Annotated in this window: 23 protein-coding genes; 6 read left to right on the plus strand and 17 right to left on the minus strand. The window is 60.5% G+C overall.

Translation table 11 applies throughout. The features are described 5' to 3' along the window. Positions 1-141: 141 nt before the first annotated feature. The 3 genes from KX729_RS07605 to KX729_RS07615 all read right to left on the minus strand — a co-directional run bounded on the left by KX729_RS07605 (position 142) and on the right by KX729_RS07615 (position 1,662). A complete protein-coding gene (locus KX729_RS07605; RefSeq protein ID WP_219741800.1) occupies positions 142-345 on the minus strand; it encodes a hypothetical protein in 204 nt (67 codons plus the stop codon). Between the two features lie 67 nt (positions 346-412). After that, on the minus strand, positions 413-691 hold the full coding sequence (locus KX729_RS07610; RefSeq protein WP_219741801.1) for a hypothetical protein: 279 nt from the start codon (positions 689-691) through the stop codon (positions 413-415). A gap of 182 nt (positions 692-873) precedes the next feature. Further along, positions 874-1,662, minus strand: a complete 789-nt coding sequence (locus KX729_RS07615) for an SDR family oxidoreductase (protein WP_219741802.1) — start codon at positions 1,660-1,662, stop codon at positions 874-876. A gap of 303 nt (positions 1,663-1,965) precedes the next feature. Here KX729_RS07615 and KX729_RS07620 point away from each other — a divergent pair, with 303 nt between their 5' ends. Continuing rightward, on the plus strand, positions 1,966-3,642 hold the full coding sequence (locus KX729_RS07620) for an electron transfer flavoprotein-ubiquinone oxidoreductase (RefSeq protein WP_219741803.1): 1,677 nt from the start codon (positions 1,966-1,968) through the stop codon (positions 3,640-3,642). A 4-nt stretch (positions 3,643-3,646) separates the two neighbouring features. On the opposite strand, the gene KX729_RS07625 is transcribed toward KX729_RS07620, so the two are convergent. The 3 genes from KX729_RS07625 to KX729_RS07635 form a co-directional block, all read right to left on the minus strand. After that, positions 3,647-4,012: a type II toxin-antitoxin system VapC family toxin gene (locus KX729_RS07625; RefSeq protein ID WP_219741804.1), complete on the minus strand. Its 366-nt coding sequence runs from the start codon at positions 4,010-4,012 to the stop codon at positions 3,647-3,649. Beyond that, on the minus strand, positions 4,009-4,230 hold the full coding sequence (locus KX729_RS07630) for a type II toxin-antitoxin system VapB family antitoxin (RefSeq protein ID WP_219741805.1): 222 nt from the start codon (positions 4,228-4,230) through the stop codon (positions 4,009-4,011). Before KX729_RS07630 ends, KX729_RS07625 begins: the two co-directional genes overlap by 4 nt. 90 nt (positions 4,231-4,320) lie before the next feature. Next, positions 4,321-5,388: an ROK family protein gene (locus KX729_RS07635; RefSeq protein ID WP_219741806.1), complete on the minus strand. Its 1,068-nt coding sequence runs from the start codon at positions 5,386-5,388 to the stop codon at positions 4,321-4,323. Between the two features lie 183 nt (positions 5,389-5,571). Here KX729_RS07635 and KX729_RS07640 point away from each other — a divergent pair, with 183 nt between their 5' ends. Next, a complete protein-coding gene (locus KX729_RS07640; protein ID WP_219741807.1) occupies positions 5,572-6,183 on the plus strand; it encodes a L,D-transpeptidase in 612 nt (203 codons plus the stop codon). An 81-nt stretch (positions 6,184-6,264) separates the two neighbouring features. Here KX729_RS07640 and KX729_RS07645 read toward each other — a convergent pair whose 3' ends face one another. Next, positions 6,265-7,281 (minus strand): zinc-binding alcohol dehydrogenase family protein, encoded by a 1,017-nt coding sequence (locus tag KX729_RS07645; RefSeq protein WP_219741808.1) that lies wholly within the window; start codon positions 7,279-7,281, stop codon positions 6,265-6,267. Positions 7,282-7,400: 119 nt separating this feature from the next. On the opposite strand from KX729_RS07645, the gene KX729_RS07650 reads away from it, so the two are divergent. Then, the gene (locus KX729_RS07650; RefSeq protein WP_219741809.1) at positions 7,401-7,793 is read left to right on the plus strand and encodes a winged helix-turn-helix transcriptional regulator; all 393 of its coding nucleotides are present in this window, start codon (positions 7,401-7,403) and stop codon (positions 7,791-7,793) included. Between the two features lie 180 nt (positions 7,794-7,973). Here the strand turns inward: KX729_RS07650 and KX729_RS07655 are convergent, their stop codons facing one another. Further along, on the minus strand, positions 7,974-9,203 hold the full coding sequence (locus KX729_RS07655; protein WP_219741810.1) for an MFS transporter: 1,230 nt from the start codon (positions 9,201-9,203) through the stop codon (positions 7,974-7,976). A gap of 324 nt (positions 9,204-9,527) precedes the next feature. On the opposite strand from KX729_RS07655, the gene KX729_RS07660 reads away from it, so the two are divergent. Further along, positions 9,528-10,466, plus strand: coding sequence for a diacylglycerol/lipid kinase family protein (locus tag KX729_RS07660; protein ID WP_219741811.1), 939 nt, complete (start codon positions 9,528-9,530; stop codon positions 10,464-10,466). Positions 10,467-10,560: 94 nt separating this feature from the next. Here KX729_RS07660 and KX729_RS07665 read toward each other — a convergent pair whose 3' ends face one another. The 4 genes from KX729_RS07665 to KX729_RS07680 form a co-directional block, all read right to left on the minus strand. After that, a complete protein-coding gene (locus KX729_RS07665) occupies positions 10,561-12,789 on the minus strand; it encodes a mechanosensitive ion channel family protein (RefSeq protein ID WP_219741812.1) in 2,229 nt (742 codons plus the stop codon). Between the two features lie 115 nt (positions 12,790-12,904). Beyond that, positions 12,905-13,315 (minus strand): hypothetical protein, encoded by a 411-nt coding sequence (locus tag KX729_RS07670; protein ID WP_219741813.1) that lies wholly within the window; start codon positions 13,313-13,315, stop codon positions 12,905-12,907. Between the two features lie 9 nt (positions 13,316-13,324). After that, complete coding sequence (locus KX729_RS07675) at positions 13,325-13,684, minus strand: hypothetical protein (protein WP_219741814.1); 360 nt, start codon at positions 13,682-13,684, stop codon at positions 13,325-13,327. A 2-nt stretch (positions 13,685-13,686) separates the two neighbouring features. Further along, a complete protein-coding gene (locus tag KX729_RS07680) occupies positions 13,687-15,018 on the minus strand; it encodes a glutamine synthetase family protein (RefSeq protein ID WP_219741815.1) in 1,332 nt (443 codons plus the stop codon). Between the two features lie 80 nt (positions 15,019-15,098). On the opposite strand from KX729_RS07680, the gene KX729_RS07685 reads away from it, so the two are divergent. Next, positions 15,099-16,466: an aspartate aminotransferase family protein gene (locus tag KX729_RS07685; RefSeq protein WP_219741816.1), complete on the plus strand. Its 1,368-nt coding sequence runs from the start codon at positions 15,099-15,101 to the stop codon at positions 16,464-16,466. Positions 16,467-16,486: 20 nt separating this feature from the next. On the opposite strand, the gene KX729_RS07690 is transcribed toward KX729_RS07685, so the two are convergent. The 3 genes from KX729_RS07690 to KX729_RS07700 all read right to left on the minus strand — a co-directional run bounded on the left by KX729_RS07690 (position 16,487) and on the right by KX729_RS07700 (position 20,585). Beyond that, positions 16,487-18,016, minus strand: a complete 1,530-nt coding sequence (locus tag KX729_RS07690; protein WP_219741817.1) for an ArnT family glycosyltransferase — start codon at positions 18,014-18,016, stop codon at positions 16,487-16,489. 90 nt (positions 18,017-18,106) lie between these two features. Further along, a complete protein-coding gene (locus KX729_RS07695) occupies positions 18,107-19,630 on the minus strand; it encodes an ArnT family glycosyltransferase (protein WP_219741818.1) in 1,524 nt (507 codons plus the stop codon). Then, positions 19,605-20,585: a glycosyltransferase family 2 protein gene (locus KX729_RS07700; protein WP_219741885.1), complete on the minus strand. Its 981-nt coding sequence runs from the start codon at positions 20,583-20,585 to the stop codon at positions 19,605-19,607. Before KX729_RS07700 ends, KX729_RS07695 begins: the two co-directional genes overlap by 26 nt. Before the next feature lie 134 nt (positions 20,586-20,719). Here KX729_RS07700 and KX729_RS07705 point away from each other — a divergent pair, with 134 nt between their 5' ends. Beyond that, on the plus strand, positions 20,720-21,682 hold the full coding sequence (locus tag KX729_RS07705) for a lysylphosphatidylglycerol synthase transmembrane domain-containing protein (protein WP_219741819.1): 963 nt from the start codon (positions 20,720-20,722) through the stop codon (positions 21,680-21,682). Here KX729_RS07705 and vapC read toward each other — a convergent pair whose 3' ends face one another. Next, positions 21,683-22,072, minus strand: a complete 390-nt coding sequence (gene vapC, locus KX729_RS07710) for a type II toxin-antitoxin system VapC family toxin (protein WP_219741820.1) — start codon at positions 22,070-22,072, stop codon at positions 21,683-21,685. Beyond that, positions 22,069-22,299, minus strand: a complete 231-nt coding sequence (locus KX729_RS07715) for a type II toxin-antitoxin system VapB family antitoxin (RefSeq protein ID WP_219741821.1) — start codon at positions 22,297-22,299, stop codon at positions 22,069-22,071. The genes vapC and KX729_RS07715 overlap by 4 nt, the downstream gene beginning before the upstream one ends. Positions 22,300-22,318: the final 19 nt, after the last annotated feature.

A 22,318-nucleotide genomic window follows, 5' to 3' on the forward strand; every position in this document is an offset into this window, starting at 1 on the left:
GTATTGCGGCGCAAAAAAGACCGATTTCGCCTCAATCGCTCACGAGCCGGTGACGGCGGATTAAATGTTAGTAATGAAAGGCTTAGATGAACTGCGCGTAATCTTTCTCATCCTCTGGATGAAAAAACGTCCATCTGCTGTTCAGCGGGAAAACCGTCTTGCGAAAACCAGAACCGCAAGGCCGACGACGACCGCGATTACGCCATTGATGATCCACGGCGTCTGGTTGATCATGAAGCTGGTGGCGGGATAAGGGAAAAACCCGGTGCCCTGGCCCATCCAGACAAGGCCGATCAGGGTGATGAGAACGCCGACGACCGACGCCGCGATTCTGACGATTTTCATGCGAAAAATCTCCCGCAGGCTGATTGCCTGGAGAGGATAGCGCGTCTGATCCAAACTGGCGAGACGATCACACGTCTTCGTAATAGGTAGCGATCAGCGACTTCGGAGCGGGGTCTTCGCGATCGGTCAGGAAAAAGCTGCCGGCGACCCGGCTTTCCTGCGACAAGCTGTCGAGCAGGTTGCGGACGATCACGTCGTCGATGGCGCCGAGGCTGCGCGCATGGGCAAGAGGCTGGCGGACGGGTGCCGTGGCCTCGCTGCTATGCCGTGTTGCAGCTTCCTTGGCGCCGGCGAACGAGGTCAGCGTCTTTTCCGTAGCAAGCGTCTGCGCAATCGACGCAGCCATGGACGTCGACGCGCCGTTCACGCCGACGGTGCTACTCGGGGAGGGGGACTCGGATGCCCCCGAAACAGGTTCGATCATGCCGGCGATCCTTTGAAATCTGGGGGCCGGCTTGCCTCTTACTGTATGCGAATTGAGATACCGCCAATGGCGGCACCTCAATTTTATTCAAGTTTTACATATCGTTAGATAGACTTCGATGTGCCGCCGTCGACGCGCAGCATGACGCCGGTCACATAGCTTGCCGGAATGGAGCAAAGGAAGGCGCCCGCTGCGGCGAATTCTTCCACCTTGCCGAGGCGGCCGACGGGAATGGTCTTGAGCGACGCAGTGCGGATTTCCTCCACCGACTTGCCGGTGCGCTTTGCCGCCGCACCATCCAGCTCGTCGATCCGGTCGGTGTGAATGCGACCGGGCAGGAGCATGTTGCAGGTAATGCCGAAGCCCGCGACTTCGCTCGCAAGCGTCTTGTTCCAGCCGACCAAGGCGCCGCGCAGCGTGTTGGAGAGCGCCAGGTTTGCGATCGGCTCGAAAACGCCGGAGGAGGCGACTGTCAGGATGCGGCCGAAACCCTGCTCTTTCATCTGCGGCAGCAAAGCATTAGTCAGCGTGATGACGCGCATCACCATGGACTGGAAGAAGGTGTCGAGCTTTTCGGCCGACATGTCTTCCGTCGTACCCGGCGTCGGGCCGCCGGTATTGTTGACGAGAATATCGATGCCGCCAAGCTTTTCCTTGACCGCATTGACCATATTCTGGACGAAGTTCTCGTCGGCAAGATCGCCCCAGACCCAGTCCGCCTTGCCTTTTCCGGCGGCGTTGATCTCCTTGCAATTTTCGGCCAGCCGATCGCCCGAGCGGCCGACGAGCAGGACATTTGCGCCCTCTGCCGCAAGCGCCTTGGCGATGCCGAGGCCAAGCCCGCGCGACGAGGCGAGTACAAGGGCGCGTTTGCCGGTAATGCCGAGATCCATGATGCTGTTCCTTCCCGATTTCGGTGTCTGTTTCAGCCGCATGGTGCGGCATGTGAGAGCTTTTATAGCAGCCGGGAACGGGCGTGAAAGGTCGATCTTGCTTTCTTTTGTCGTGCCCTATAATTTACGTGGACGTAAACGTAATATGAGTGAATGGAAACGCCATTTGCGCGAATGACACGGCCGAAGACGCTTTCCCGCCTCGACAAGCGGGGTGGGTTTTGTCAAGACAGGATAGACAGGGCACCTGCCGGACAGATGCCTTAATGACAAGCCGGGAAGGGGCCGGCGAGGGAGTTTGAGATGAGCGAACAGGAACTTGTCGCCCACGAATTGCCAGAACGCGAAAGCATGGAATTCGACGTCGTGATCGTTGGCGCCGGGCCGGCTGGCCTGTCGGCGGCGATCCGGCTGAAACAGGTCAATCCGGACCTGACGGTGGTCGTACTCGAAAAAGGTTCGGAAGTCGGCGCGCATATCCTGTCCGGCGCAGTCGTCGACCCGTCTGGCGTCGACGCGCTTCTGCCCGGCTGGCGCGAGGAGGACGGTCACCCGTTCAAGACCGAAGTCACCGACGACCATTTCCTGTTCTTAGGTCCTGCCGGCTCGATCCGCTTGCCGAATTTCATGATGCCGCCGCTGATGAGCAATCACGGCAACTACATCGTATCGCTCGGCAACGTCTGTCGCTGGCTCGCCGAAAAGGCGGAAGGCCTCGGTGTCGAGATCTATCCGGGCTTTGCTGCGACCGAAGTGCTCTACAATGAGGACGGTTCGGTCAAGGGTGTCGCGACCGGCGACATGGGCATCGAGCGCAACGGCGAGCCGGGTCCTGCCTTCACCCGTGGCATGGAACTGCATGGCAAATACGTGCTGATCGGCGAAGGCGTGCGTGGCTCGCTCGCCAAGCAGCTGATCGCCCGGTTCAAGCTGGACGAAGGCCGCGAGCCCCAGAAATTCGGTATCGGCCTCAAGGAACTCTGGCAGGTCAAGCCGGAACATCACAAGCCGGGTCTGGTGCAGCACTCCTTCGGCTGGCCGCTGAACATGAATACCGGTGGTGGCTCGTTCCTCTATCACCTGGAAGACAATCTCGTCGCCGTCGGCTTCGTGATGCACTTGAACTACAAGAACCCCTATCTCTATCCTTTCGAGGAGTTTCAGCGGTTCAAGACCCATCCGGCGATCCGCAACACGTTCGATGGGGCCAAGCGCCTGTCCTACGGCGCCCGCGCCATTACCGAGGGCGGCTATCAGTCAGTGCCGAAGCTCTCCTTCCCGGGTGGTGCGCTGATCGGCTGTTCCGCCGGTTTCGTCAACGTGCCGCGCATCAAGGGCAGCCACAACGCCGTCATTTCCGGCATGCTGGCCGCCGACAAGATCGCCGCGGCGATTGCCGCCGGCCGTGCCAATGACGAACCGGTCGAGATCGAGAATGAATGGCGCGCTACCGCCATCGGCAAGGACCTCAAGCGGGTCCGGAACGTCAAACCGCTCTGGTCGAAGTTCGGCACGCTGGTCGGCATCGGCCTCGGCGGCCTCGACATGTGGACCAACCAGCTGTTCGGTTTCTCGTTCTTCGGTACGCTGAAACACGGCAAGACGGACGCGCTGAGCCTTGAACCAGCGGAAAAGCATAAAAAGATCGACTATCCGAAGCCGGACGGCGTGCTGACCTTCGACCGCCTGTCATCGGTCTTCCTGTCGAACACCAATCACGAGGAAGACCAGCCGGTCCATCTGCACGTCAAGAACATGGACCTGCAGAAGAAATCCGAGCTGGAAGTCTTTGGCGGCCCATCTACCCGCTACTGTCCCGCCGGCGTCTACGAATGGGTGGAGAAGGACGGGAGGCAAGTCTACGTGATCAACGCCCAGAACTGCGTCCACTGCAAGACCTGCGATATCAAGGACCCCAACCAGAATATCAACTGGGTCCCCCCGCAGGGCGGCGAAGGGCCGGTCTATCCGAATATGTGAGATGCTAGGGTTCGTATCCGATGCCAAGCGCCGTGGCGATTTTCGCTAGGCGCTTGTCGCGGGTCAGAAGTCGACTGCCATCTGCCAACTTGGTGGACGCCAATAGATGGGCGTCGACATAACCTATCCCGCTTCCCATTAGTGCGTGCTGTTTGACGAGGTACAAGACCTCGTGGCGACCGGCTACCGTTGCTTGTGGTAGGCTCGATAAGGCATCGAGAATCTGATCGTATTGCTTCATCGTGCCAAGCGCGACTTCGCCTATGACGAACGGATGAACAAGGACACGTTTTCGTCTGACAAGAAACTCAACCGCTTCTTCACGCTGTCGCAGATGATCGATCCAGACGGACGTGTCGATCAATATCACTCGGGATTACCTTCCCAGTTCCCGTCCATATCCCACCGGCGCCGTGGTGGAACCTTTAGATCAGGCTCGCTGCCGCCAAGCATGATCAACCGCTCCGCGGCTTCGTGCTGAACGAGCATGGTAAGGGCTTTTTTGATGAGCGAGGAAGTCTCGGTAATACCCGTAAATTCTTTGGCATCGGCGAGCAATTCATCGTCGATCGTAACGGTTGTTCTCATTGCAGATCTCCAGCTGCATCAAAAATAGCATCATGTTATGCGCCATTCAATGAGGCCGGACCGTCAGATGCTTGGTGTTACTTCTCTTTCTCACCCCCTGTTCGTAAACCGCGCGTTCCCCAACCCGGTGCCGATCGTCAGCACCGCCCAGCGGAAGACATCCTTCATCTGCGGCATCTGGGACAGTCCCTGGACGACTGCGTCGTTGTGCATGATGATGAACGTGTCGTTTTCACCAATCTTCGGGATCGCCTTGATCAGTGCGGCCGGCAGGTTGAAATGGTTGCTTTCCCAGTTGCCGCCCGGAAGGTTCTGGCCGCCGCGGGTGATGAACCCGTCTTCCGAAACCGTGCCGGGGCAGCCGATGCCGATCAGCGGAGCGAGCTTGAGGTTTGCCTCCTTGGCTTTCCCGATCAATTCCTCCAGCATCCCGGCAAGCTTTTCGATCGTCGCCGTTCGGCTCGGTTCGTGGTCGGCATGGCGCCAGAGGATCGATTCGCGCACATGCGTTTCGTCGAGGTTGCGATCCTTTCCCTTGCCGAATTCCACGATGCCGGCGCGGACATTGGTGCCGCCGATATCGACGGCCAGGATAGCCTCGTGTCCGTTCAGCATCCAATCGGGCATCAGATAGACGGAGCCGATCAGCCCGGCCTCGTCCGAATGGTGCATGATCGGCACTAGCCCGATATCCACGCCGGCCGCTTTCAGCAAAAGCTGCGTCCTGGCAATTACCAGTTCCCCGACACGCCCCTGGCGAAAGCCGCCGCCAACCACGATCCGCTCGGTTTTGGCCCAGCTTTCATCCTTGAGGAATTTTGCGATGACACCGGCAAAGTCTTGCGAAAAACCCTCAATCGCGCCGATGACGATGGCCGCCGCATGTGGGTCCTCGCCTTCCAGAAAGGCATCGATCTTCTTTTTGGAAAGCTCTTTGGTGGGCGTCTTCCCAAGCGGGTCCTTATCCTCCACCCGTATCAGCTTGCGCAATTCCTCGAGCTTTTTCCGGAATGTCTTCTTGTTCGCGGCATCACCGACGAAACCGTTCTTGTCGCGCAGCTGGCTGCTGTAGTTATCCACCGTGAGCAGCGGCAGTTCCGATCCGCCATGCACCAATGGAGCCGTCTGGTTTTTCTTGTCCGATTTCGGCTTGGCCATCGATGAACCTCGATATTGGAAGAATCTTGCGGGCGGGACACGGCAACGCCGGCCTGGCCAAAGAAGTTCCCAGAACGTCGTCCTGACGGCTTCGTGATCATCGTCAGCATGCTGCGCTTATCACTTCATTAACCATAATCTTCATAAGTTGCGTCAACAACTTGACGCACCAAGGACACATTCATGTCGATCTCCCGTCGCGGGTTTCTTGCCGGTATTCCGCTTCTGCTTGCAGGCTGCGCTTCCACCATCAATGAGCAGACGAATTACGCAGCCCTGCCGAACGAGCAGTTCCCGCTGAAGACGGTCTCTCTCGACAAGATCAATCCGGAGCTTCGCCGCACCGAGGTCGCCTATACGACGCCTTATGCGGCAGGCACCGTCGTGGTCGATACACCGGCTCGTCGCGCCTATTACGTTCTCGGCAACGGCCGGGCGATCCGTTACGGCGTCGGCGTCGGCCGCGAAGGCCTGGCGCTTGCCGGCAATGCCTATGTCGGCCGTAAGGCCGAATGGCCGACCTGGACGCCGACCGCAAACATGCAGCGCCGCGAAGCCCGTTACCGCAAGCTTGCCGGCGGCATGCCGGGCGGCCCGAACAATCCGCTCGGCGCCCGCGCCATGTATCTCTATCGCAGCGGCAACGACACGCATTTCCGCATTCACGGTACCAACCAGCCGGAATCGATCGGTCACGCTATGTCGTCCGGCTGCATCCGCATGATGAACCACGATGTCATCGACCTCTACAGCCGCGTCGGCGTCGGCGCCAAGGTCGTCGTTATTCAGGCCTGATCCCCACCGCCACAGGCCTGTGCAGAAAAGCCCGCCGTTTCAGCCACGGCGGGCTTTTTATGTTCGGGAAGGGAGCGCGGCTCAGAAGCCGGAAAGCACCAGCTTGCCCCGGGTTCGGTTGCTCTCGATCATCGCATGCGCCTTCTTCAGGTTCTCCGCATTGATCGGCCCGACGACGTCCGAAAGCGTGGTGCGGATCTTCTTGGCATCCACCAGCTCAGCCACGTGGTTCAGCAGCTTGTGCTGCTCGATCATGTCCGCCGTCTGCCAGACCGGCCGGGCGAACATCATCTCCCAGTGAACCGACAGCGCCTTGCTCTTGAAGGCGCGCAGGTCCATCGGCTCCTTCGGATCGTCGATCAGCGAAAGCCTGCCCTGCGGCGCGATCAGCTCGAGAATGTCCTTGAGATGATCTTCCGTATGGGTGGTCGAGAACACGAAGGCGGGCGCACCGATCGCCATCTCGGCAAGCTGCTTGGCCATCGGCTTCGAATGGTCGAGCACATGATGGGCGCCGAGTTCCTTGATCCATTCCATCGTCTCCGGCCGAGAGCCGGTGCCGATCACGGTGACATCGGACAGTTCGCGCAGCAGCTGGATCGCAATCGAACCGACGCCGCCTGCGCCGCCGATCACCAGAACCGCGTTCCAGGCGCCGGCCACTTTGTCCTGCACCTTCATGCGATGGAAGAGCGCCTCATAGGCGGTGATCGCCGTCAGCGGCAGGGCGGCGGCCTCCTCGAAGCTCAGGCTTTTTGGCTTGAACCCGACGATCCGTTCGTCGACCACATGAAATTCCGAATTGGTGCCGGGACGATTGATGGCGCCGGCATAATAGACCTCGTCGCCCGGCTTGAAGAGTTTGACGCCCGGCCCGACCGCCTTGACGATGCCGGCGGCGTCATAACCCAGAATGCGGTGCTGGCCGGGCTCGACGGCGGCCGAACGGCGCACCTTGGTATCGACCGGATTAACCGAGACGGCCTTGATCTCGACAAGCAGGTCGCGACCCGTGGCTTCCGGTTCCGGCAACTCGATATTGATCAGCGAGGTCTCGGCGGTGATGGGCTGAGGTTGGTTGAAACCGATAGCGCGCATAGCGAAAATCTCCTTTGTTTCGTTGTATGGAGACTACATGGCGCCTATGTTTCCTTTCCGCAAGAATGCACATTTTTGGCCTATAGTGCCGAAAAGTATACCGTGAAAGGATGCCTTCCATGTCCAAACCGCGCGCCAAACTGACAGGCAATTTCCCCGGCTGCCCGGTGGAATCGACGCTGAGTTTTCTCGACGGAAAATGGAAGGGCGTCATCCTCCATCACCTGCTGGAAGACGGCACGCTACGCTTCAACGAACTGCGTCGCCGCATCCCATCGGTGACGCAACGCATGCTGACCAAGCAGCTGCGGGAGCTGGAGGAAGCGGGGCTGTTGCAGCGGACCGTGTTTCCGGTCGTGCCACCGCGGGTGGATTACGCGCTGACGCCGCTGGGGCTGAGCCTCGAGCCGGTGGTGACTGCCCTGCGGGTATGGGGCAAGGAGCATGTCATTTGCGAGAATGGCGAGAAATATGTGGTGATGCCGGAAGAGGGTACAGCGGAGGCTGCTTGATCTTCAATCTGCGCTGACGTCTGCCCCTCATCCGGCTGCCGCCACCTTCTCCCCGCTTGCGGGGAGAAGGACACTCGCAGTGAGCTATCCGTCTCTCTCAAACGTCGAGTCGAGGCACGTTCCCTCTCCCCGCGTGCGGGGAGAGGGTTAGGGTGAGGGGCTGCTACGAGGCGATGTATATCAAGCCGTCCCGCGTTTCTTCTCCAGCGCAACCGACACGAAAAACACGCCCAGTCCGAGCAGCGACAGAAACGCCCCGATATACCCCGTCGCGGCAAATCCCCAACCCCAGGCGATCACCAGACCGCCGAGCCACGCACCAAGCGCATTGGCGATATTGAACGCCGAGTGCATCGAGGCAGCTGCGAGCGTCTGCGCGTCGGCGGCGACATCCATCAGCCGCGTCTGCAGCGCCGGGCCGGCGGCAAAACCGCAGCCGATCAGGAAGACGGTGACGTAAAGCACCGCCGGAATATGCGCGAACATCGCAAACACCGTCATGACGACGACATAGAAGGCCATCGCCCCGCCGATCGTGCCTTTCAGCGAGAGGTCCGCCAGTCGCGAGCCAACGACATTGCCGACATTCATGCCGATGCCGAACAGGGCGAGCACCACAGCCACCATGCCGACCGGCAAGCCGGCGGTGACGGTGGTCGTCGAGGCGATATAGCTGAACACCGCAAACATCCCGCCGAAACCGATCGCGGCGATACCGAGCGTCAGCCACACCTGGCCGCGGCCGAAAGCGCTGAGTTCACGGCGAATGCTGGCGCCTTCCTGCACTTTGTCGCGCGGCTGGAAATACCAGAGCAGCACGACGGTCAGCGCGCCGATACCGCCGACCAGAAAGAAAGCGGCCCGCCAGTTCAGGACCTGACCCATGAAGGTGGCGAGCGGCGTGCCGAGCAGCGTGGCGATCGTCAGGCCCAGCATGACGCGGCCGACGGCGCGGGCGCGCTTGTTCGGCGGCACCATCGAGGCGGCGACTAGCGCCGCGACACCGAAATAGGCGCCATGCGGCAGGCCTGTGATGAAGCGGAGGATGGTAAAGGTCCAGAAATCCGGCGCGACTGCGCTCAACAGATTGCCGATGCCGAACACGCCCATCAGCCAGAGCAATAGAGTGCGCCGCGGCAGCCGTGCCGAAAGGGCAGCGATGATCGGTGCGCCGATCACCACGCCGAGCGCATAGGCGCTGATCACATAACCCGCCTGCGGAATGCTGACCTGATAGGTCGAGGCGACATCCGGCAGCAAGCCCATGATCACGAATTCGCCGGTACCGATGCCAAACCCGCCGACAGCGAGCGCGATCTCGATCAGCGCAACGGCAAGCGGTGATAACCCAAGCCCCCCGGTTTCCGAATTTTTGGACGTGGAATCGTAGGCGGCTGCTGAATCGGTCATCGGCTCTGGTCTGCTGGGCTTGATCTGCTGGCAAAAAAATGCGGGTGAGACGTGGGATGCGTCCACCCGCCCTGGAGGTGAGCGGGTCATGAAAATGACCTAGCTTGAAGATTAGCATGCGATTGTGCATTGCGGTAGCTCGCGGCGGCTACTCTGCCATGTGTCCCGCGAATGTGTGCCGTGCAACCAGCGGGTAGCTTGGCATTTTCGACGCTTGGAAATGCAGGGCCGATTTGCCGTTGATAAAGTTCAGGTGCGCAACCATTTCTCAGATGATCCGTTGTTCCGCCGCAAAATTCGGCCCCCCTTGAGAGAGCCTCGAACATGAACCTGTATGCCGTCTTCAACCGCGATGGCGGGACGTTCCGGACCACAGATATGGATGCCTATTGCGCTCATGCCCTGCGGGCGTTCGAAGGCGCGGGGCATGAGATCGAGTGCCACGTCGTCTCCGGCGACAAGGTGGTCGAGACGATGGAGAAGGCGGCATCGCTCTCCGGCGTCGATGGTCTGATCGCCGGCGGCGGCGACGGCACGATTTCGGCGGCAGCCGGCATCGCCTGGAAAAGCGGCATCGCGCTCGGCGTCGTTCCGGCCGGTACCATGAACCTTTTCGCCCGCTCGCTGAAACTGCCACTCGATATCTGGCAGGTGCTCGATGCGCTGGCAGTCGCCACGCCTGAAAAGATCGACATCGCCAGCGCCAATGGCCGCAGCTTCGTGCACCAGTTTTCCGCCGGCCTGCATGCGCGCATGGTGCGCTATCGCAATTCCATGAACTTCGGCTCGCGTCTCGGCAAGATGCGCGCGAGCACGCGGGCGGCGATCGGCGTCATGTTCAATCCGCCGGAATTCGAGGTGGAGTTCACGGTCGATGGAAAGTCCAGCTATCGCAGGGTTTCGGCGATCTCGGTCTCCAATAACGAATTCGGCCGCGATCCGCTGATGTTTGCCGATAGTCTCAATCGCGGCCATCTCGGTTTCTATACGGCTGACCCGTTGAAGCCGGCAGGTGTCGCCAGGCTGGTTTTCGATATCCTGCGCGGCCGGCTGAAGGAAAACGCAGCGGTGACGGCAATGACCGCAACCGAACTGGAACTGCATTTCCCGAAAAAACGTCACGATGTTCGCTGCGTCATGGATGGCGAGCTTCTGCCGATGGATCGCAAAGTCCTGCTTAAGATCCATGCCGGCGAACTGACTGTTCTGGTCAACGAACCGCAGTCGAAGCCTTCCGAAGAAAAGGATGGAAGCGGAATCTGATTGCGCTTGTGCTCGTTATGCAACCTTTCGCACATATCAGCGATCTGATCTATGCGCCGTGGATTCCGAGGCCGCAGCAGGCAACCGCCGGCGCTTAACTCGCCACCGCGGCAGGCGGCGGCGTCTGAAGCAAAGCCGCCGATGCCGCTGCACCCGCTTCCGGCAATGCTCCGGCATGGGAGCGCACCGTCACTGCATTCGAGGCAAATTCCAGCCCGGCTTCCCGGAAGGCGGCGATCAGCTTCTTCATCGCCTCCCGCTTGATGATGCTCGGATTGCCCGGTCGGCTGGTAAACTTGAAGCGCACGATCATCGAGCTTTCGGTAATGTCCTGAATGCCCTGCATCTTCAGCGGGATCAGGAATTCCGATCCATAGTCCGGATCCTCCAGCATCGACAGCCCGACCCTTTTCGCCACCTTGCGGATCAGTTCGGTATCCGCTTCGCGCTCGAAGCGGAACTCGAACTTGATCGTGCCCCAGTCACGGCTGAAATTGGTGACCGAGCTGATCTGCCCGAACGGAATGGTATGCACTGGCCCGTTGTGATGTCGAAGCCGGATCGAGCGCACCGTGATCTGCTCCACCGTGCCCTTCAACCTGCCCGTATCGATATATTCGCCGATGCGGAAAGCGTCGTCTGCGATGAAGAAGATGCCGGAGACCACATCCTTCACCAGCGCCTGCGAGCCGAAGGAGAGGGCGAGGCCCAGCACACCGAAACCGGCGAGCAGCGGCGCGACATTGATGCCGATCGAGCTCAGCACCAATAGTCCACCGACCGCCAGCACGGTGCCGAGCGCAAGATTGCGTACGACGGGCAGCGCGGTCACCAGCCGGCTCGTCGGCTTCTTCTCCTGATCGTCGTCATGTCCCGGCAGTGAAATCTGCGGCGAAGGCGCAATCGAGTCGAAATATTTCCAGATCAGCGTGCAGACCGCCCAGCTCGCGACGATGGCGAGGCTAAGTCGCTCCAGCCAGATGAACCAGCCGGTGGCGAGGCCGACATTGCCGCCCATCAGCGGCTGCCAGATCGCGGTGATCAGATGCAGTCCGCCGATCCAGGCCGCGCCGGAGACGACAACCCGAAGGCTTGCCAGCACCGCGGTCCAAAGGCCGGGCGCATAGTTCTGTTCGCTATAGCGCACCAGTTCATTGATCAGCGCATGCGCTCCGAGCGCCAGGATCGGCACCGCGAGCAGGATGACCTGCGTGCTGTTGGCGGCAATGCTCCAGCGGGCGCTGTCCGGCGTGCCGGCGACGAGGAAACCTGCCAGCCAGATGACGATCGCAGACACGACATAGAAATCCGGCAGGATGTTGCCGATGACGCGTCGAACAAGGCCTGGCCGCTCGCCGACAAAGGCATCGCGAATGCCGGAGCGTCCGCCAATGAACCAGACGAGCTTTTGCACCGTCAGCACGGTATTGCCGATCAGGAACCATCCGTCGGCCGTCGCGATATCCATTCCGAGCGCGGCTCCGAGCCGCACCGTTTCGCTGAAGAAGGCACCGATCACGCCATAGGCGACGATCATGCGCAGATGCCAGTGGGGACGCCGGATGGCAATCAGGGCAGCGCCGTTCCGCACCGGCTTGAACAGAAATCGGCCGGCGGCGGTATAGATCAGCGAAACGACGACTGCCGTGACCACGCCGCGCGCGATCTGATGGGACACCATATGTGGCGCCAGGATCGAGTTGAGAACCATCCGCGACAGGCCGACGAAAAGCGCGATGGAGGCAAGATCACCGATCAGCCGCGCCAGCGCCTGCCGAAACGTGCCCGCAACGCTCAGCACCCGTTCCCGGTGATGATGCACCAGATGCCCGAGCACGAACCGTATGACGAACACGCCGGCACAGGCGGCGGCGAGCGCCAGTAGGACGGCGAACCCGGCCTTGCCGTAGTCGCTGCCTTCGGCCGCAAGCCCGGCAGAGGTCATGCCCATCATGATCGACATGCCGAACAGACCGGACCATGCGATCGTCGCCCCGCGCCAGATCGCCGCTGAAAGCGTCTCCCAGGAGGCGGCGCTCATGTTGGTGACCGCCATTTCCGGCGTCGTCTCCATGACGGCAGGCGCAGCCGCAGCCGGTGGGTTGCTACCCGCATCCTGAACCTGCACGACGACCGGCTTGCCGGATTTCGTGGCGATATCCAGAAGCTGCCTGATATCGTCTTCGCTCTGGCCCGGTTTCACCACGATGGTGAACGGCTGGGCTTGAGGTTGTTGCGCAAGCGATGATCCCGCGCAGCCGATCATAATCGCCAGCGCAACTGTGACGATCCGGCAAATCTGCAACCACAGTCCCGAATGCATGGAACGTTCCCCAAGGCCGACGGCGCAGGCAATCTGCGACCAATAACGCTGACCTTACATCAGCAAACTGGTGTCTGGCCAACCTTCAACGGACGCATTTATACGCTATACGAGGCTACTTATCCGGTGGACCACTGAATGTCGTATTGAAGTAGGAAGCCATAATCTGAAGCTTGTCTTCCAGGCTAGCCTCACTACTGAAATCTGCATCGATGACGCCGTGTCTCGTCCAGAGAGACAGGACAAACCCGCCCCAGTCGGCATCGTCATATCGAATGACCGTTCTCCCGAGAATTGCGACCACCCAGGTGCCGTGGGATGTTTTTTGGTCGAAAGCCCATTTCTCCGGCATGATCTTGACCATGTCCCAGAGGCGCCGCTGTTCGAAGCTCATCCGCGGGCATGAATCGTTGATTTCACCCCAGAGGTCTTCTTCGGAAATCGGCTGCCGATCGCCTTCATCGACTTGAGGCTCCCGGCGCGCGGGAAAGAGGGATGAAATCGCGGCTCGCAGCAGAGTAAACATGACCATCTGTCACCCGCGATGAAAAGGCGTGCCGATATCGTCGGCTGCAAACCGCATCCACAAGCTTCGAAGGTGATCTCTCAACTCGCCGCTACCTGCACAGTATCGACCGGCGTTGATAATGCCGTATTTCGCCCAAAGCGACCTCGCAAACTCTTCCTCTATATCGTCGTACCAGACCACCACGTCGCCGATGATTGCTACGACCCATGAGCCATGAGCGTAGTGCTTCTGCTGGTTGCCCCATTTTTCTGGCATGATCTTGACGATATCCCACATCCTGCGCTGCCGGAAATCCATCAGTGACCACTGGTCGTTGATCTCATCCCAGATTCGCTCTTCGGAAATCGGCTGACCATCCTTCGCCAAGATCAGATCCTCGGCAGATACGTCTGGTAATCGAAGCTGCTCACCGTCCGCAGATAAGTGATGGCTTCCTTGCGCTTCGTATCGCCATAGAGCTTCTGGTAGCGCTCTCCGAAAACATCCTTGATGAACGGCGAGGTGGAAAAATCCTCAACTGCTGTCAGGAAATCATGCGTCAGCCGATTGGTGCCGGCAGGCGGTTCCTTGCCGGGTTCGGTCGCGGGGCCAGGATCGAGCGTCTGATCGAGACCGATGAGCATGCCACCGAGGATGGCGGTCAGCAGCAGATAGGGGTTGGCGTCCGCACCCGCGACGCGATGTTCGATGCGGGCAGCGGGACCGTTGGCATCCGGAATGCGCACCGCGGTGCCGCGATGGCCGAAACCCCAATCGATATCGACCGGCGCGAACGAACCAGGCTGGAAGCGGCGGTAGGAATTGGCAAACGGCGCGAAGATCAGCTGCGCATCCCGCATCGTCTTCAGCATGCCGGCGCAGACGGATTTGAGCCGCACCGGATCGTCGCCCTTGGCGTCGAGCACGTTGTTGCCATCGCGGTCGATGATGCTCGCATGCACATGCAGGCCGGAGCCCGCCTGATCCGCATAGGGTTTTGCCATGCAGGTGGATTTGAGGCCATGCTTTCTGGCGGCCTGTTCGGCGACGCGCTTCAGGTAGATACAGTCGTCGGCGGCGGCCAGCGCATCGGGGCGGTGCAGGAGGTTGATCTCGAACTGGCCGGGGCCGAATTCGGCGGTCGTCGCATCCGCCGGCAGGTTCTGGAGCTGCGCCCAGTGCCGCACGGTCTGCAGGTAATCGTTCAGCGCATCCACGGCACTCATGTCGTAAAGCTGGAAACCGTTCGGCTCGTCGCGATATGTCAGTTTTGCCGGCGGGCGTGGCTTGCCCGTCTCGCGCCAGTCGTCCTCGACCACGTAGAATTCCAGCTCCGTCGCCACGACCGGCGTCAGGCCGCGCTCTTCGAAACGCTTCAGGAGGGCGGCAAGGATGGCACGCGGATCCATGAAGGCCGGCGTCCCATCCATTTCATGCATGGTCGAAAGCACCTGAACCGCGCCTTCCGGTCCCCATGGCATCGGCGTCAGGCTGCGCTTGTCGGGAATGCAGATGCCGTCCGGATCGCCGATCGACAGCGACAGGCCGGTAATGTCGTCATTGTCGTCACCCCAGATATCCAGCGACTGGGTGGAGGAGGGCAGCCGCACCGTGCCGTCCCAGACCTTTTTCTGCGCAGAAAGCGGAATGCGCTTGCCGCGCAGGTCGCCGTTCATGCCGACGAGCAGGATTTCGATATGGGGCTGGATACTATCGGTCATGCTGGAACATCTCTGAGGTTGCAGAGCCCCGTTCGTAGCCGATAAGAATTGGCTGCACAATCAGAGCCGGAGTTCCCGCCATGAACGACAAGCCCTCCCTGTCCAATCTCGCCGCGATCGACGCCGCTCATCACCTGCACCCGTTTTCGGACATGAAGCAGCTGAATGCCAAGGGCACCCGCATCATCGAACGCGCCGAGGGCGTGTTCATCTATGATTCGACCGGCAAGAAATATCTCGATGCGTTTGCCGGCCTCTGGTGCGTCAATGTCGGTTACGGCCGCCAGTCGATTGCCGATGCCGCCTACAGGCAGATGCAGGAGCTGCCCTATTACAACGCCTTTTTCGGCACCACGACGCCGCCAGCCACGCTGCTCGCCCAAAAGATCGCTTCGCATGCCGGCCCGAAACTCTCCCGCGTCTTCTTCACCAATTCCGGCTCGGAAGCGACGGATACATGGTTCCGCATGGCCCGCGTCTACTGGAAGGCGCTGGGCAAGCCGGAAAAGACGCAGGTGATCGCCCGCAAGAACGGCTATCACGGCTCCACCGTCGCCGGCGCCTCGCTCGGCGGCATGAAGCTGATGCACGAACAGGGCAATCTGCCCATCGAAGGCGTCCATCACATCAACCAGCCCTATTGGTATGCCGAAGGTGGCGACCTTTCGCCGGCTGAGTTCGGCCTGAAGGCCGCCCGCGAACTGGAAGCCAAGATCGACGAACTCGGCGAGGACCGCGTCGCAGCCTTCGTCGCCGAACCGATCCAGGGTGCGGGCGGCGTCATCGTTCCGCCGGACACCTATTGGCCGGAAATCGCCCGCATCTGCAAGGCGCGAAACATCCTGCTTGTCGTCGACGAGGTGATCTGCGGCTTCGGCCGCCTCGGCCAATGGTTCGGCCATCAGCACTATGGTGTCGAGCCGGATCTCGCGCCGATCGCCAAGGGCCTGTCCTCCGGCTACTTGCCGATCGGTGGCGTGCTGGTCTCGGATCGCGTCGCCGACGTGATGATCAACGAAGTCGGCGATTTCTTCCACGGCTTCACCTATTCGGGCCATCCCGTTGCCGCCGCTGCTGCTTTGGAAAACCTCCGCATCATCGAGGAGGAAGGACTGGTCGAGCGGGTACGCGACGATATCGGCCCGTATTTCGCTGCCGCCTGGAAAAGCCTGGAGGACCATGACGTGGTCGGTCAGGCGGAAAGCGTTGGACTTATGGGCGGGCTGCAGCTCGCGGCCGACAAGGCGACCCGCCGCCGTTACGAAAAGCCGGACGATATCGGCTCAGCCGTGCGCAACCACTGCGTCGAAAACGGCCTGATCATGCGCGCCACCGGCGACCGCATGCTCGCTTCGCCGGCGTTGACGATCAGCCGTTCTGAAGTCGATGAGGTGATCGACAAGCTGCGCAAGGCGCTTGATCATCTGCGGGATACTGCCGCGAAGTGATGGCCTGAATTCTCGGGCTATCAGTGCCTGAGATCGACACTCGCATAGGCGAAGCGATAGCGGTCGTCTCCCTTGCCGAATGTAAAGGGCAGGCCGGTGACGGCCGCAGCACTTCGCGGCGCGGTAATGCCGCGCTTGCGAAGATATTCAATGAACTCCACCGGAAAATCAGACGGCTGTACACCGCCGGAATTGCGCCACACGAACAGAAGGCGCTTGTGCCCCGCCACAGGCAATGTCTCGACATCGGTCGGCGTCGAGAGCGTCGTCACCGATACGGTCGGCAGGTTGATCCGCAGATTTCCGGCCAGATGGCTGTCCGATGCGACGATCAGCACCGGCGTGGAGGTTGCAAGTGGACGAAGCTCGTCGGCCAGCGCCGGAAACGGATAGTTCGGATACTGGTAGATACCGGTGAACTGGGCCGTTGCAACGCGGCCCAGTAAGGCGGTCGGCACGATCATCATGATGACGATCGCCACCGTCCACATCCGCTTCAGCCCCGGCTGCATGCCGGTATCGGCCGCATCGATCTTCACGGCGAGATAAAGCGGCAGGACGATCAGGATCGGTGTCAGCCAGCGGTCACGGATGTTTTCGACGCCGGCAAACAGGATCATCAGCACGATCAACCCAAGCGAAAACAGCAGCGTGCGGCCGAGAAGCCGCGTTTTGTCGTCGCTTGCCCGGACGATTGCCGGAAGCCGTTCGCGATAGCTCAGTCCGAACACGACAAGCGTCAGTCCGGCGAAACCAAGGCAGGCAATGGCGAGCGAGGCGAGACCTTTGAGGATCGCCAGGATGAAATTGGTGTCACCCGCCGTCAGCTTGCGCATCGTATGCGATGTCGTCGCCATGAAATGGTCGGCAAGCCAGAGGGCGTGCGGCGCCACGACGATTAATGCCACCGCCGCTGCCACGAGTACGCGCCAGTCGAGCAGGCGCGGGCGCCACTCCCTGTCACTGAGGATCGCCAGAAATGCCGCGGCCGGCAGAAGCATGAAATTATATTTGGCGATCAGGCCTAGACCTGTCGCAAGACCCAGAAGCGCGAAGGCCGGGATCGAAGGCCGCTTCAGACAGTGGAGGAAAGCGCACAGGAAAAGCGAGGCAGTAACGATGGTCGCGACCGTGTGGCTGAGATCGCGCTGCGCCTCGAAGGCGACCTGCGGAATGGTCAGCAGCCCGAGCGCGGCTACCACGGCCATATCCTTGTCGCGAACGACCTGCCGGGCTGCCAGCCAATAAAAACCGTAGGCGGCAAAGAGCAGACAGTTCTTCAACCCGGACAGGGTTGCCAGCGACAGGCCGAAAACTTCCGAGGCGGCATATTGCAGCCAATTATAAAGCGGCGGCTGGGAGCTGTAACCGGCAAGCAGCCATTGCGAAAAATAAGCCTGCTCCGCTTCGTCGAGCTCCAGCCCGCCGGGCAGTGCCATGCGCACCAGAAAATTGACGATGAAATAGATCGCGAATGCCGCGATGAGAACAGCGAGCCGTTCCACCGAGAGCGTGATATCATATCCCAGCAGTTGTTTCCGTTGCAGCAATGTGCCTCTCCGCCCGGATGATCCGGCGACGATAAAGAGCTTTTGCGACAGGCATGTTTCAGCCGTGTGACGAGGCCTACCTGCTTTACATCAATGCGCGGCGCCAATCCAGGCATAACCGAAAGTCATGCCGGCGCGCCCGCCCGAATAGAGATAGGGTACGGTCATGGCCGACGGAGACGAGGTTTTAGCCTCAATGCCACGCGCCTGCAGATAGGATTTCAACGTTTCAGGAAGGACGGCGTCGCCGCCTTTCCGGCCGATCTGCCAGATCATCAGGCCTGGCCCGCTTTTCGTTGCGGTATCGAGAGGCGGCGCCTGATCGAATGTCGGCAAAAGGATCCGGGCATGCGGCAGTTCGATCCGGGCGCTGGCGGCGAGAAACGGATCGGCGGCAATCACATAGGCGGGCTGTTTGCCGCCGTTGTTCGTCACCACTTGTTCGATGAACGGCCCGGCCGGCAGGTTTTCTTTTTCATATTGCCCGATCAGCGGGCCGACACGGTTGCCGATGGCGATATAGACGATGAAACCGAGCGCAAGGGCCGACACGGGGAAGAAGAGCCTTGGCACAGCAAGGTTCGTATCCACTGCGGCGGCTTCGAGCTTGAGGCAGAGATAGAGAGGCAACAGCAGCAGGAAGGGCGACAGCCATTTTTCGCTGATCGAGGTGGCGCCGAAGCTGAGCCCGATCAGCCCGACGGCGATGAGGCAGAGCAGGAGCGTGCGGCCGAGCACCCGCGTCCACACCGTCTCGGTGCCCCATACCGTTATCAATGAGCGGCGGAAGGCGATGAGGAAGAAGGCAAGTATCGGCAGGCCGCCGGTCAGGATGGCGAGGATCAGCGTGCCGAGACCGGAAAGCCGGTCGAGAACCGGGTTGCCCGAGGCATCTTCGCGCATCGCCTTGATCGTACCGGCGGTCGCTTCGTTAAGGTTGGACAGAACCCAGAGACTATGCGGCAGGCAGATGACGACCGTTACGAGGAGGGCGGCAAGCAGGCGCCAGTCAAAGAGGCGTTTGCGCAGCTCCGGTTCCGGCAGGATCGCGAGGATGGCCGCCACCGGCAGAATGACGAAATTATATTTGGCGATCAGTCCGATGCCGACCGCAAAACCGGTCAGCAGATAAAAGCTGAGGCTTGGCCGGATCAGCGTTCGTACGAACGCATAGGTGAACAATGCGACGGCAAACAGCGTGGCGATCGCATGTGTCAGGTCGCGTTGCGCCATGACGCTGACCGCCGGCATGGCGATGACGCCGATCATGGCGATGGCGACGAGCCTTATGTCCTTCAGGAGAAGCCGCGCCGCCAGTCCATAAAACACGCAGGTCAGGAAAAGCAGAAGGTTCTTGACCAAGGACAGCGCAAATACCGACGGGCCGATCACCTGAATCACGCCCGCCTGCAGCCAATTGTAGAACGGCGGTTGCCGCCCATACCCCATCAGCCAGAATTGTGACTGGAAAAGTTGCTCGGCCTCATCGCTTTCCAGCGCCTCCGAGCGGATGACCCGGAGGGCAATGGCCAGCACATAATAGGCTGCAATCAGCCAGAGAACGAGTTCGGGACGGCGGGTGAGCGCCTCACTGAGCCGCCTGATCGCCCTCATAGACTTCCCTGACGATATAGCTGAGCGCGGTGTCTTCGCGATAATAGGTACGGGCGATCATTTCGGCGAGGATGCCGGTGGTGATCATCTGCACGGCCGACAGGAACAGCATGACGCCGATCAGGAACAACGGTCGCGTTCCGATATCATTGCCCATGATGAACTTGTCGATGAACAGGTAGAACAGGATCACCGCTGAAAGCGCGCCGAGGCCGAGGCCGAGCGAGCCGAAGAAATGTCCCGGCCGCGCCTTGAAGCGCATGAAGAACATCACCGACAGCAGATCGAGGATGACCCGGAACGTGCGGGAAATGCCGTATTTCGAAACGCCGTGTTGGCGCGCATGGTGTGTCACCGGCATTTCGCCGATCCGCGAGCTCGGCACGACGCCCGCCACCCAGGCCGGAATGAAGCGGTGCATTTCGCCCATCAGCTTGACCTGCTTGATGACCGAGCCGCGATAGATCTTCAGCGAACAGCCGTAATCATGCAGGCGCACGCCGGTGATGCGGCCGATCAGCCGGTTGGCGATGAAGGACGGCACCTTGCGCATGATAAGGCCGTCCTGGCGGTTCTTGCGCCAGCCGACGAGCAGGTCGAGTTCGCGCCGCTCCAGCTCCGCCACCATGGTGGGGATGTCCTTCGGGTCGTTCTGCAGGTCGCCGTCGAGCGTTGCGATCAACCGGCCTTGCGCCTGGTTGATGCCGGCCTGCATGGCCGCGGTCTGGCCGAAATTGCGCTGCAGCGCGACGATCTTCAGGTCGAGGCCGGGACGGTTCAGCGCTTCGCGGGCATTGGCGATCGTCGCATCCGTGCTGCCGTCATCGACGAGGATCAGTTCCCACGTCGACGGATATTCGACCATCGCCGCGCAGATGCGCTCGATCAGCGGGCCGACGCTTTCTTCTTCGTTGAAGAGCGGCACGACGAGGGACAGTTCGATCGGGGCGGCCATCTCAACGCGGCTTGCCAGCGACTCAGCTGTTGTACCCACCTTGTGTTTCTCCTAGAACCTCGGGCTGACAGGCCGACCCTCATGGCCGCCCAACGCGATACGAACCCGAATTTTCACATGGGGCACCCTACTATATGAAGAATTATCCGGTTGCCAGCCGCTCCCCGTGGATAATTCGTCACGCCATGACCCTGCTGACGCTGGCGATCATCGTGGTCTACGGGGCCTTCATCCAATGGTTCTGGGGCTGGCAGAGCGTCGTGTCGCTGTGGATCGGTGCGGGCTGGACATCCGGCCTAATCGCGCTGGTGCTGCTGCTCGGTACCTATGTGCTGCGCACCTGGCGTATCTATGATTATTTCCCGAAGGAGACCGGCGGCCATTTCGGCACGCTGTTGCGGCTTGTGCAGGTCCATAATCTCTTGAACATCATGCTGCCCTTCCGCAGCGGCGAAGCGAGCTTTCCGCTTTTGATGAAGCGCGAATTCGACGTGCCGCTCGTCCGCAGCACATCGGCACTTCTCGTGATGCGGCTTTTCGATCTGCATGCGCTGTTGGCCGCCGCCGGTACCGGCCTTGCGCTACAGACCGGAAAGGTCTGGACGTGGATGCTCTGGCTCGCCTTCCTCATCCTGCCGGCGCTCGCCTTCGCGTTGCGTGGCATCGCCTTCCGCCTTGCCGGCCGCATCATGCCGCAAAAGGGCAGGAAGCTGCTCGAAGAGGTGCAGGCGGGACTTCCCGCCGATAACGGCGCCTTCATCCGCGCCTGGGGTGCGACGCTGATCAACTGGTTCACCAAGATCGCCGTGCTCGCCTGGGTTCTTGGCTTGCTGGGCAATCTCTCGACCGGCCCGAGCTTCGGCGGCGCTCTTGGCGGCGAAATCTCCTCCGTCCTGCCCGTCCATGCACCGGCCGGCGTCGGTACCTATCCGGCTGGCATCACCGCGGGTGCCATCGCCTTCGGTGCGGATGCGACGGGGTTGCCACTGGAAGAATTGGGGCAGGCGGCGGTGAACACGCATCTCTTGGTGATCGTGTCTTCGCTGATCGGCACGGCGCTGTCGCTGTTTGCGGCGAGGGGGCGGGTGGAGAAGTGATCAGGCGAGCCGCAGGCCGAGATGTTCGGCCATCGGCAGATAGTCTTTGTCTGCCTGCAACAAGGCGTGGCCGTGCTCTATGCAATACGTGCCGATGATCATATCGATTGTTTTTCTGACCGTTACACCACGGCTACGCAAAGTCCGATAGTTGGTTGCCGCTTTTATAGCCAGCGCCGGTGATAGCATCTGAGCAATCGGAAACTCCCGAAAATTTTGCTCGATCCAATGTGCTTGATGATAGTCGCGAGCGCCTTGGAGAACTTCAAGCATGATGACATCACCAAGAAGGACAGCGCCTTCCGTGATGGCTGAACGCAATTGAACAGCCACTTCGACGTCATCTTTTCGGAAAAGCGATATCCAAACCGAGCTATCCGCAACGATCATTCGCTACCCTTCAAGCCCCAGTCTGACAGTTGAACGCGATCTTCACGCATTGCGTCAAGATCGCCTTCCCAACCAATCCCTTCAAGGTTGTTGACTGCACGCATCTGCCTTCTGATGCGAACGAGATCTTTTAGCGCTTGCTCGACCGTTGCCTTCTTGGTGGGAAGACCTGTCAGCTCCATCGCTTCCGCAATCAAGTCGTCGTCGAGTTCGATATTCGTGCGCATGGCAGCCCCGTGTGTATAA

The organism is Neorhizobium populisoli, assembly GCF_019430945.1.
Classification (GTDB): domain Bacteria; phylum Pseudomonadota; class Alphaproteobacteria; order Rhizobiales; family Rhizobiaceae; genus Neorhizobium; species Neorhizobium populisoli.